Raw genomic sequence first — 626 nt, forward strand, 5'->3', positions numbered from 1 at the left:
CGCGTGACCACCCACAAAAACCACGATTCTCTAACATTTCTCCTACGCTTGAACGCTCCGGAGAAACTAAGAGACCGCTTCCCTAAATTAATGCTCCGCTTAATTCTGGGGCCCCGCTATCTGTGGTCCTTTGAGGGTGGTCACCCGCCGTTACGCTGAACGCTTCACTAGCTGGCGACTTTGGCTTGGGACTCCGTCCCCACCCAAAACCCGAGTCTGGGGACTCTTGCCTGCGCTGCCGCTTGTCAGTTTTGTGCGGCCCCCCTGTCGTTTCGCTGGACGCTACACTTAAAACCCGCGCTTTGAGCTGAGGTGCACAAAGTTGACAGCTCTCGTTGACAGCTCTCGTTGACGAGGTGTAGCATTGCGCTCAGTATTTAATCGTTTGGAGCTGTTAACGATGATCGATTCTATTATGTTTTCCTTGGCGATGGTGGTGGCGGAATACACGGTATTTTGCATTGCTTGGGGCTGGCTTTTATCCATAGCTTGCGGCCTGTTCTTGGCGGCTGTGCTACGGATGGACGAAGAAAAAAATAACCCTGTAACAATTTATTTTATTAGAACGGTCTTTGCCGTTCTATTGATGGCTGGCCCTCTGGGGCCAATCGTCAATCAATATCTTT

Annotated in this window: 1 protein-coding gene; it reads left to right on the forward strand. The window is 51.0% G+C overall.

Annotation, left to right across the window (positions count from 1 at the left end; genetic code table 11):
* Positions 1-400 precede the first annotated feature (400 nt).
* The coding region (locus R7O13_RS28335) for a hypothetical protein (RefSeq protein WP_318305386.1) at positions 401-626 on the forward strand (226 nt) is incomplete at its 3' end.

Source organism: Vibrio sp. Y176, assembly GCF_033438945.1.